This window comes from Micromonospora sp. NPDC003241 (assembly GCF_053589795.1).
Map to the genome: position 1 here is coordinate 1 of NZ_JBSFSO010000081.1, position 10927 is coordinate 10927.

10 protein-coding genes are annotated in these 10927 nt (G+C 71.9%); 1 reads left to right on the forward strand and 9 read right to left on the reverse strand.

What is annotated here, in order from left to right; all coding sequences use genetic code 11:
* Window positions 1-141 precede the first annotated feature (141 nt).
* The 3 genes from ACWDVW_RS32065 to ACWDVW_RS32075 form a co-directional block, all read right to left on the reverse strand.
* Window positions 142-609 (reverse strand): ribose-5-phosphate isomerase, encoded by a 468-nt coding sequence (locus tag ACWDVW_RS32065; RefSeq protein ID WP_396752976.1) that lies wholly within the window; start codon window positions 607-609, stop codon window positions 142-144.
* A 289-nt stretch (window positions 610-898) separates the two neighbouring features.
* Entirely contained in the window at window positions 899-2104 is a 1206-nt protein-coding gene (locus ACWDVW_RS32070; protein ID WP_449956583.1) for a DUF1015 family protein, read from the reverse strand.
* A gap of 716 nt (window positions 2105-2820) precedes the next feature.
* Window positions 2821-3444, reverse strand: coding sequence for a mycothiol-dependent nitroreductase Rv2466c family protein (locus tag ACWDVW_RS32075; protein ID WP_449956586.1), 624 nt, complete (start codon window positions 3442-3444; stop codon window positions 2821-2823).
* A 218-nt stretch (window positions 3445-3662) separates the two neighbouring features.
* Between ACWDVW_RS32075 and pepN the strand changes: the two genes are divergently transcribed.
* Entirely contained in the window at window positions 3663-6212 is a 2550-nt protein-coding gene (gene pepN / locus ACWDVW_RS32080; protein ID WP_449956589.1) for an aminopeptidase N, read from the forward strand.
* A gap of 114 nt (window positions 6213-6326) precedes the next feature.
* On the opposite strand, the gene ACWDVW_RS32085 is transcribed toward pepN, so the two are convergent.
* The 6 genes from ACWDVW_RS32085 to ACWDVW_RS32110 form a co-directional block, all read right to left on the reverse strand.
* Window positions 6327-6740, reverse strand: coding sequence for a DUF5130 family protein (locus ACWDVW_RS32085; RefSeq protein ID WP_350700443.1), 414 nt, complete (start codon window positions 6738-6740; stop codon window positions 6327-6329).
* The gene (gene ctaJ, locus ACWDVW_RS32090) at window positions 6727-7041 is read right to left on the reverse strand and encodes an aa3-type cytochrome oxidase subunit CtaJ (RefSeq protein WP_449956592.1); all 315 of its coding nucleotides are present in this window, start codon (window positions 7039-7041) and stop codon (window positions 6727-6729) included. The genes ACWDVW_RS32085 and ctaJ overlap by 14 nt, the downstream gene beginning before the upstream one ends.
* Window positions 7042-7087: 46 nt before the next feature.
* Window positions 7088-8551, reverse strand: coding sequence for an amidase (locus tag ACWDVW_RS32095; RefSeq protein ID WP_449956595.1), 1464 nt, complete (start codon window positions 8549-8551; stop codon window positions 7088-7090).
* A 144-nt stretch (window positions 8552-8695) separates the two neighbouring features.
* Window positions 8696-9712, reverse strand: a complete 1017-nt coding sequence (locus ACWDVW_RS32100) for an amidohydrolase family protein (protein WP_449956598.1) — start codon at window positions 9710-9712, stop codon at window positions 8696-8698.
* Window positions 9713-9714: 2 nt separating this feature from the next.
* The gene (locus tag ACWDVW_RS32105; protein WP_350700438.1) at window positions 9715-10239 is read right to left on the reverse strand and encodes a 3-hydroxyanthranilate 3,4-dioxygenase; all 525 of its coding nucleotides are present in this window, start codon (window positions 10237-10239) and stop codon (window positions 9715-9717) included.
* A complete protein-coding gene (locus ACWDVW_RS32110; RefSeq protein ID WP_449956601.1) occupies window positions 10232-10696 on the reverse strand; it encodes a RidA family protein in 465 nt (154 codons plus the stop codon). Before ACWDVW_RS32110 ends, ACWDVW_RS32105 begins: the two co-directional genes overlap by 8 nt.
* Window positions 10697-10927: the final 231 nt, after the last annotated feature.

A 10927-nucleotide genomic window follows, 5' to 3' on the forward strand; every position in this document is an offset into this window, starting at 1 on the left:
GTCCGGCGCGGCCCCGAAGACCCGGACCCGGCCCGCGGTGGGGTCGGTCAGGCCGGTGACGCAGCGCAACACGGTGCAACGCCGCCGGTCGTCGTCTGGACCCGGCGCGGCCCGGTAAACGTTTCTGGACACCGCACCAGCTCAGGGCAGGTCGGGCAGCTCGCGGGTGCGCTCGTAGTCGGCCACCTGGGCGATCCGGCGGGCGTGCCGGTCGCTGCCGGAGAACGCGGTGGTGAGGAACGCCTCGACGATCGCGGTGGCCTCGTCCAGCGTGTGCTGGCGCGCGCCGACGGCGACCACGTTGGCGTCGTTGTGCTGCCGCCCGAGCTGCGCGGTCTCCACGCTCCAGGCCAGCGCCGCCCGTACCCCGGCCACCTTGTTCGCGGCGATCTGCTCGCCGTTGCCAGAGCCGCCGATCACCACGCCCAGGCTGCCCTCGTCGGCCACCACCCGGGTGCCGGCGTGCAGGCAGAAGGCCGGGTAGTCGTCGTCCGGGTCGTAGGCGTGCGGACCCACGTCCACCACCTCGTAGCCCTCCTTGGCGAGGTGGTTGGCCAGGTGCACCTTCAGCTCGAAACCGGCGTGATCGGATCCCAGGTAGACGCGCATACCGGGCAGTCTGTCAGGCCCGCCGGGGCGCACCGAGCGGGGGCGGTGCCCCGACCCGCTGAGCGGGAGCCCGTGCCCCGGCCCGGTGCGGGACCGACTCCTCGCCCGCCCGCTGCGGGGCGCCTGCCGTCCTTCGCCGGTCACGACGGCGCGCAGTCCCGCAACGCACGCCGCCCCGCAACGCACGCCGCCCCGCCCGGCCGTGGCGGCCGGGCGGGGCCGAGGTCACGTGACAGCGGGCGGTGCGGGGCCGGTCGTGCCGTGGTGACGGGCGGGATGGGGTGTCGCGTCAGGAACGGTCGGCCAGCTCGGCGACGACCAGGCCGCCGCGTGCCTTCGGGGTGAACCAGGTGCTCTTGCGCGGCATCTTCTCCCGGGCCAGGTTGACCGCGACGAAGTCGTCCACGGTCACCGGCGCGACGAGCACGGCCAACTCGGCCCGGCCGGCCTCGACCTCACCGGTCAGCCAGCTCGCCGGGTAGTCACCGCCGACATAGGTGATCCGCTTGTCGCCCGGGTCCAGCCCCAGGGCGTCGCGCAGCAGCAGCCGCTCGACCAGGGCGTGGTCCAGGTTCTCCAGCCGGTTGGCGCCGGTGTGCGGCAGCGTCACCGCGTACGCCCGGCCGGGAAGCTGGAGCACGACGGTGCCGCCGGTGGTCGGGACCTCGGCCGGGCCGGTGACCTCGGTGACCTCGGCGCCTGCGGCGCGCAGCCGGTCGAGCAGCTCGTCGGGGGTGGTGGTCAGCTCGCTGACCAGGCGGTTGTACGGCTGGATGGCCACCGAGGCGGGCGTGGTGACGACCGCCAGGAAGCGCGGCAGGCCGCCGGTCTGGGCGGCCAGGCTGCGGTGGTTGCCGTCGGCGACGACCAGTTCGCCGCCGCCGGCCAGCGCGGTCAACTCGTCCTGGCGCGCCCCCGGCCCGAGCAGCCAGATGGCGTGCGTCCGGCCGGCCTGGTCGGTGTCGGTGGCGGCGGGCGCACCGGCGGCGTCGGTGGCGGCGGCCAGCGCGGCGTGCAGTTGGTCGCCCTGCCCGGTCTGCAACAGCAGCACCGGCGAGAGCAGGTGACCCAGCGTCTCGGCCAGCGCGACGCGCTCGCGCACCTTCGCGATGAAGACGTCCTCGTTGCGGATGACCAGGCCCGGCTCGTCGGCGCGGGTGGAGATCTGGTCGGTGTCGACCATCGCCCACAGCCCGTACGCGGAGTCCTCACCAGGCGCGCTGATGCGGTAAAGCACCACCACCTGCTCGGCCGGCGTGTAGCTGCCGTCGGCCTTCGCCTCGGCCAGCCGGGTCACCGCGTCCGGCAGGGCGTCGGCGAAGGACTTGCCGAGACTCTCCGGAGCCCGGTGCGGCATCTCGATGCCGAGGGCGCTGTGCGGGTTCGCCTCGATGATCGCGGTGATCTCCGCGTCGTCGGCGAACTCGTCGTAGTTCTGGGCGCCGGTGCCGCCCGTGGTGATCCAGGCCCGGTTGATCGGGTGCACGACCGTCATGTCCGCTGACGCTACCGGCGGCGATGACAGCCCCACCCGCCGACCCGCACTCCGTCCACCAGTTGGCGCAAGGAAGGGCACCTTATTAACGCCTCAGGTAGAGCAGGGGACCCTTGTTAACACTCAGGCTCGGTGCTCTGTAGATGCCGACCCCGGGCGTCGGACGCCGGCTGGCGAGCACCTGGTGCCGGTTGGCGGGCGTCTGATGCCGGTTGACGAGCGCCGGGTGTCGGCTGGCGGGCGTCGACAGCGCGGCGGGTAGCCCGTTCCGGCCGTGGGCCCTGGTCGCGCAGGTCCCGGTCCGGTGGGGTCAGGCGGGAGGTGGCGGGTACCCGGGCCACGCCCACCACACCCGATCCGGTCGACACCCGGGCCAGGCCGTCGGCAGGGCCCTTCCTGGGGACCGGCCAGCGCAGGTCGATCGCCTTCCGGTCCACGCCGCTCCCGCGTTCCTCCCACCACTGCAGGTCGTCGACGGGCGCACGGTGTTTGGCCATGGCTACCTCCACGTGCTGCGGTGAGCGGTCGGCAGCCGTCACGGACCGCCGGATCGCCGCTGCGGACACTGGTCAAACGAGCCCACGGAGCCGACGGTGACGCCAAGCCACCGACAGCACGGCGGCGGCACCGACAGCACGGCGGCGGCAGCGGTGCTTGTTGTTAAGAAGGGACCCCTGCTCTACCGGAGGCGTTAACAGGGGGCCCTTCCTTACACCTCAGTCGAAGATGGGGTCGATGTCGCGGCTGCGCTTGAGTTCGAAGAAGCCGGGCGTGCCGGCGACCAGCATCACGCCGTCCCAGAGTCGGCCGGCGGCCTCGCCCTTGGGGGCCGGGGTGACCACCGGGCCGAAGAAGGCGACCTGCTTGCCGTCCGGACCCGGGGCGTGCACCACCGGGGTACCGACCTCGGTGCCGACCGGGCGCATCCCCGCCTCGTGGCTCTCCCGCAGGGCCGCGTCCAGGGTGGTGTCGTCGGCCGCCGAGGCCAGCGCCGGGTCCAGTCCGGCGTCGGTCAGCGCGGCGGCGTACAGTTCCGGGCCGCGCTCCTCCTTGCCGAGGTGGATCCGGGTGCCCATGGCGGTGTAGAGGTTCCGGACGGCGTCCGGGCCGTACCGCTGCGAGACGGCGATGCAGACGCGGACCGGAGCCCAACCGGTCTTCATGATCTCCTGGTACGCCTCGGGCAGTTCCCGCCCCTCGTTGAGCACCGACAGGCTCATCACGTGGTAGCGGACGTCGATGTCGCGGACCCGCTCCACCTCCAGCAGCCATCGGGAGGTGATCCACGCCCATGGGCAGATCGGGTCGAACCACATGTCGACACTGACACGCTCGTTCACGTTTAGGTCCCTTCGCAACGGAGATGCCGATTCGACCGGCCTATCACGCATCTTTACTCCGCACGGGTGCGATCGGCCGGTATTGGACCGCGTGACCTCGCCCACCGACGGGTCTTGACGCATGGAAGACTCAGGCTCGGACCGGCCGTCACAAGCGGTCGACGGCTGAGGTGACCGTGACGTGCGGCGATAGTGGGATGGAGACGAACGTGCCGGGAGTGCGCAACCTGACACAGGTCGAGGCGACCGAGCGGGCCCGACTGCTCGACGTGACCGGGTACGACATCAACCTGGACCTGTCCAGCGCCGTACACGCGGCCGGTGGCCGCACCTTCCGATCGACCACCGAGGTGCGATTCCGGTGCAGTGAGCCGGGCGCCAGCACGTTCATCGAGGTCGCTGCGGATTCGGTACGCTCGGCGACGCTCAACGGCGACCCGGTCGACCTCACCGACTGGTCGGCCGAGAAGGGGCTGACCCTGACCGGCCTGGCCGAGGAGAACACGCTGGTCGTCGACGCCGACTTCGCGTACTCCAGCTCGGGGCAGGGCCTGCACCGCAGCGTCGACCCGGTCGACGGCGAGACCTACCTCTACTCGCAGTTCGAGACCGCCGACGCGCAGCGCACGTACGCCTGCTTCGACCAGCCCGACCTGAAGAGCGTCTACACCTGGCACGCCACCGTCCCGGAGCACTGGAAGGCCGTCTCCAACATGCCGGTGGAGCGCGAGGAGGCGGCGGGTGAGGGTCTCAAGACCCTGCACTTCACCACCTCACCGCGGATGAGCACCTACATCACCGCGCTCTGCGCCGGGCCCTACCACGAGGTCAGGTACGTCCACGACGGCATCGACCTGGGCTACTTCTGCCGGGCCAGCATGGCGCAGTACCTCGACGCCGAGGACCTGAACCTGATCACCACGCAGGGCTTCGACTTCTTCCACGAGCAGTTCGGGGTGCGTTACCCGCTGCCCAAGTACGACCAGGTCTGGGTGCCGGACTTCAACGCCGGCGCGATGGAGAACTTCGGCTGCGTCACGCACGCCGAGTCGTACTACCTGTTCCGCTCGCAGGTCACCGACTACGAGTACGAGCAGCGGGCCAACACGATCCTGCACGAGCTGGCGCACATGTGGTTCGGTGACCTGGTCACCATGCGCTGGTGGAACGACCTGTGGCTGAACGAGTCGTTCGCCGAGTGGGCCAGCCACTGGTGCAACACGCACGCCACCCGCTTCACCGAGGCGTGGACGACGTTCCTGTCCATCCGGAAGAACTGGGGATACCGGCAGGACCAGCTCTCCTCCACCCACCCGGTGTACTGCGAGATGCCGGACCTGGAGGCGGTCGAGGTCAACTTCGACGGCATCACCTACGCCAAGGGCGCCAGCGTGCTCAAGCAGCTCGTGGCGTACGTCGGTGAGGAGCCGTTCCTGGCGGGTCTGCGGGCGTACTTCGCCAAGCACGCCTGGGGCAACGCCACCTTCGACGACCTGCTCACCGAGCTGGAGACCGCCTCCGGGCGCAAGTTGCGCACCTTCGCCACCCAGTGGCTGGAGACGGCGCAGGTCAACACGCTGCGGCCGGAGCTGACCATCGGCGAGGACGGCACGTACCAGCGGGTCCTGGTCCGCCAGGAGGCGCCGCAGGGACACCCGACGCTGCGGACCCACCGGATCGGGGTGGGCCTCTACGACCTCACCGACGGCCGGCTGGTGCGCCGCGAACGGTACGAGGTGGACGTCGACGGCGAGTCGACCGAGCTGACCGCACTCGCCGGGGTGCGCGCCGCCGACGTGCTGCTGCTCAACGACGACGACCTCACGTACACCAAGCTGCGCCTGGACGAGCGGTCGATGTCGACGGTGGTGCAGCACATCGCCGGCTTCGAGTCGTCGCTGGCGCGCGCGCTGTGCTGGACGGCCGCGTGGGACATGACCCGCGACGCCGAGTTGGCCACCCGCGACTACGTGGCGCTGGTGCTGGCCGGGCTGCCGGCCGAGCGGGACATCAACCTGGTCACCGCCACGCTGCGCCAGGTCAGCACGGCCATCACCTTCTACGCCGACCCGGAATGGGCGCCGACCGGCTGGGCCGACCTGGCCCGGACCGCGCGGACCGCGCTCGCCGCCGCCGAGCCCGGCAGCGGCTTCCAGCTGGCCTGGGCCCGGGCGTACGTCTCGGCGGCCCGCTCCGGGGAGGACCTGGCGGTCCTGCGCGGCTGGCTGGACGGCTCCGAGGTGACCACCGGGCTGACCATCGACACCGAGTTGCGCTGGAGCGTGTTGCAGTCGCTGGTCGCCAACGGTGTGGCCGGTGTGCCCGAGATCGAGGCCGAGCTGGCCAGGGACAAGACCTCCAGCGGCGAGCGGGAGGCCGCGTACGCGCAGGCTCTGCTGCCCACCGCGGAGAACAAGGCCGCGGTCTGGGCCCAGCTCACCGGTGCCGAGGCGCTGCCGAACTGGCGGAACCGGGCGCTGCTGCAGGGCTTCACCCACCCCACCCAGGTCGAGCTGGTCACGCCCTACCGGGACCGGTACTTCGACACCGTCGGGCAGGTCTGGGCGCGCCGGGACAGCGAGCCGGCGCAGGAGTTCGCCATGCTGGTGTACCCGGCGTACCTGGTCGACGACGACACGGTCGAGGCCACCGACGCCTGGTTGACGCAGGAGGGCCACCCGGGGCCGCTGCGTCGGCTGGTGGCCGAGGGCCGCGACGGTGTGGTGCGGGCGCTCGCGGCCCGCGCCCGGGACGCCCGCAGCGCCTGACCCCGTAAGGTGCGGCGGGCCGACCGGCCCGCCGCACGGGCGCGCACCCCCGCCCGGACACGAGAAAGCCCGGTCCCACCTCAGGTGGGGCCGGGCTTCGTCGTAGCCGAACGGTCAGGCGTTGCCGGCGTACCGGGAGAGCTGGTCGAGCCCCTGGATGATGCCGCCGGCCAGGTCACCGCCGCCGAACGAGGCCACCATCGACAGTGCGGCGATCTTGGCGTACGTGTCCGGCACCCGCTTGCGGGCGTGCCGGCCGGTGACGATCTCCAGCTGCCGCTGGTTCGGCGAGACCGCGATCAGCACCGAACGGTCGGGGTCGGCGAGCTGCCGGTGCAGCCGCTCGGCGTGCTCGCGGACCGGCTCGTCGAGGCCACCCACGAAGACCGAGAAGGTCAGGCCGGTGGTCTGGTCGGCCAGGCGCAGCGCCTCGTCGATACGCAGCAGCTGGCGGGTCGAGAACGGGCCGTCGAGCACGTCGGGCGGGGTGCCCGTACCGGTCTCGGGCTGCTTCTCACCAACGGTCACTTGCGCCTCCGGTCCCACCGGCCGGCGCCTCGACGCCGGCCTGCTCCTGCTTGCGGCTGCTCAGCGCGGGCGCCTGTGCCCCCGCTGCCAGCGCGGTGCCGGCCGAGTCGGCCAGTTCCTCCGGCTTGCCGAGGAACCACACCGGCGTGAAGCTGAAGGGTCGGCCGGGCCGGTAACGCTTGGCACCGCCGCCGCCACTACCGCTGCGGCTGCCCGCGTAGACGAGGCCGGCGATCACCAGCACGACGGCTACCGGGATGCCGACGAAGACCAGCAAGGTGTCGGTTACAGACAATCCCAACGCCCCCAGGCGGAAAGAGAGAACTTCGACCGGGCCGGGTGGCGGGTCACCGCGGTGACCTCCCGACTCCGCTGCCATTCACGTTAGCGGAGCCCACGCCCCGCCAGACCGGCGGGTGGCGATCCCACCCGCCACTCGAACCCTCCAGTTGCGCAGCCGTCGCGATGAGTCTCGCGTCGTCGCCGTACCGACCGGTCAGCAACACCCCGACCGGCAACCCCTCTGCGGTCACCCCCACCGGCAACGAGACCGACGGCTGGCCGGTGACGTTGAAGACGGCACAGTACGGGGAGAACCGCCGTTGCAGGTCGAAATCCTCCTCCGGCGTACGGCCCTCGGTGAACCAGCCGACGGGTGCCTGCGGGGCCGCCAACGTGGGGCAGAGCAGCAGGTCACAGTCGGCGGTGCGGCGCGCGCCGAGGCGTACCTGCGCCTGGAGTTCCCCGAGTGTGGCGCTGAGCGTACCGGCGGAGATCTCGCCGCCCCGGGCCCGCAGGAAGCGGGTCAACGGCAGCAGGTCGGCCTCCCGCTCGGGCGGCACCGGCGCGAGCGCGAGGACGTACCAGACGACCTCGAACAGCGGCCAGACCTGTGGCCCGAGTGGCGGTGGCACCTCGACCACCTGGTGACCGGCGGCGGTGAGCAGCGTCACGGCCCGGTCCACGGCGGCGACGCAGTCCGGGTGGACCGGCTCGTCGGCGAGCATCGGCGCGGTGAACCGGCCCACCCGCAGCCGTCCGGGGTCGGCGGCGCGGGCGGCGCCCAGGTAGCCGCCGGCCGGCGGCGGTGGCGGCAGGTACGGCTCGCCGGGCACCGGCTGGGCGAGCACGTCGAGCAGGGCGGCCACGTCGGCGACGGTACGGCCGATCGGGCCGCTGGTGGGCAGCCCGAACGCGCCGGAGCCGAGCGGACCGCCGGAGACCACGCCCCGGCTCGGCTTGTAGCCGATCAGACCGCACAGGGACGCGGGGATGCGTACCGATCCCCCGCCGTCGGAGCCCTGCGCCACCGGCACCAGCCCGGCCGCCACCGCAGCCGCCGCGCCGCCACTGGAGCCGCCCGCGGTGTACGCCAGGTCCCACGGGTTACGGGCCGGCGGCGCCACCAGTCCCTCGGAGTAGAGCGAACAGCCCAGCTCGGACGTGGTGGTCTTGCCGAGGCTGACCAGGCCGGCCGACCGGACGAACCGCACCACGTCGGCGTCGACCGGCGGGACCAGGTCGGCGAAGGCGGCCGACCCGAAGGTGGTGCGCACGCCGGCCGTCAACGTCAGGTCCTTGATCGCGGTGGCCACGCCGTGCAGCGGTCCCCGCCGGTCGGCCGGGGTGGCGTCGGCGGCCCGCGCGGCCTCGCGCGCCGACTCGGCGGTGACCGTGACGAAGGCGCCCACCGTGTCGCCGAGGGCGTCGACCCGGTGCAGGTAGTGCTCGACCATGTCCAGGCTGGTCAGCTCGCCGCGACCGATCGCGGCGGCCTGCTCCAGCGCGGTCAGGTCGTGCGGCTCGGCCATGTCGTCATCCTGCCGCGCCGGTACGCCGCTCGCACCCGTCACGCGCCGGAACGCGCCCAGGCGGCTGCGTGCCGGACGCCGAGCGCTGCGTGCCGAGCGCCGGGGGCTTGGCGTTAGGAAGGGACCCCTGCTATGCACGAGGCGTTAATAAGGTGCCCTTCCTTGCAAGAAGTGCAGGGCGTTGCCGGCCAGCAGGCGGGCGCGTTGGGCGTCGGTGAGGAAGTCGGCCTGGTGGATCACTCGGCCGGCGGGACGCTCGCCCAGCGGGTACGGGTAGTCGCTGCCGAGCAGCACCCGGTCCACGCCCATGGTGTCGACCAGCAGGCGCAGCGCCGGGGTCGAGAAGACCACCGAGTCGACGTAGAACCGGTCCAGGTAGCTGCTGGGTGGGGCGGCGGAGGCACCGCGTACCAGGTCGCCCCGGCGGTGCCAGGCGTTGTCGGCCCGCCCCACCCAGTACGGGAAGCTGCCGCCGCCGTGGGCGAAGCAGATCCGCAACGTCGGCGGCACCCTGTCGAAGACTCCGCCGAGGATCATCGACAGCACCGACAGGTGCGTCTCGGCGGGCATGCCGGTGAGCCAACGCGCCATCCACCGGTCGAGTCGGGGGCCGCCAGGCATGTCCCACGGGTGCACGAAGACCGGCGCGCCCACCTCGGCGCAATGGGTCAGGAACGCCACGATGCCGGCGTCGTCCAGGTCCCGGTCGCCGACGTGGTTGCCGATCTCCACGCCCACGTGCCCGGCCGCCAGGCAGCGGTCGAGTTCGGCGCAGGCCGCGTCCGGGTCCTGCAACGGCACCTGACAGAACGGCAGCAGCCGGTCGCCGCCGGCCGAGGTGACCTCCAGGGTGAGGTCGTTGAAGATCCGGGCCACCCGGACCGCCTGCTCGGCCGGGCGGTCGTAGCCGAAGAACACCGGCGTGGGCGAGACCACCTGCACGTCCACCCCGTCGGCGGCCATGTCGGCGAGCCGGGTCGGCGCGTCCCAGCACTCGGCGCCGACCGGCCGGAACTCCGTCTCCCCCACCATGATCATGGCCGCGCGTTCCGAGTCGACCCGCAGCCAGGGCCAGCCGGACCCGCCGCAGGCCGCGGCGAGGTCCGGCCATCCCTTGGGTACGACGTGGGTGTGCACGTCCACCACGGTGGGTGCCGCCATCGTCAGCCCTTGCCCGGGTGCAGCGTGCCGCACCGCTCGCAGGTCCGCGCCGCCTCGTCGGCGTAGAACGCGCCGAAGACGGGCGGCAGGTCGGCGGCGATGTCGCGGACCTGCAACTCGACCTCGTGCACCTTGTGCCCGCACTCGGGGCAGTACCACTGGAACTTCTCCAGCGTCCCCTCGGCGCGTACCCGCTCCACCACCATCCCGATAGAACCCGGCTCGGGCCGCTGCGGCGAGTGCGGGGTGTTGCGCGGCAGCATCCACATCTGACCCTCGCGCACGTGCACCGTACGCGGCCCCTCCGGGGTCATCAGGTTGATGTGCATGTTGCCCTTGACCTGATAGAAGAACTCCTCGTACGGGTCGACGTGGAAGTCGGTGCGCTGGTTGGGCCCACCCACCACCATGACGATGAAGTCGTCGGAGCCGGGGAACATCTCCTTGTTACCGACCGGCGGCTTGAGCAGGTGCTGGTTGTCGGCGATCCAGCCGGGAAAGCTGAACGGCTCGGCGATCTCACTCACGACTACCTCCTCCGGGAAGCAGGGCCACGGCTTGCATCTCGATCAGCAGGTGGGGATGCGGCAACTGGTGCACGGCCACGGTCGTCCGGGTCGGACCGGTGGCGTCGAAGAACTCCGCCCACACCTGGTTGTACCCACCGAAGTCATTCATGTTGACCAGGTACGACGTCACCTGCACCAGGTCGGTCAACTCGGCGCCGACGGATCGCAGCAGGTCACCGATGTTCTCGATGACCGCGCGCGTCTGCACCCGGATGTCCAGGTCGGTGGTCCCGAACTCGTCCACCGACACGCCGGCGAAGCTGTTGTCCGGCAGCCGCGACGACGTCCCGGACACGAACACGAACCCCCCGGCCACCTTCACATGCGGAAAGGCCCCCCGAGGCACCGCCTTCCCGGCAACCACCCGCCCCCCATCACCCCCCACACCACACCCCCACCAACAGACGAACCCCACCCAACGAAGCACCACGACCGCCCACCACCCCAGCCGCACCCCCACCCAACGAAGCAACACGACCGCCCACCACCCCAGCCGCACCCCCACCCGGCGGAGCAACGCGAACCCCAACCACCCCAGCCGAACCCTCACCTGGCGAAGCGATGCGAACGCCAACCACGTCAGGGGTTCCGGGCAGCCCGACCGGCGCAGGGATCAAGCCTGACCCGACGATCCCGCCGGCCGGGT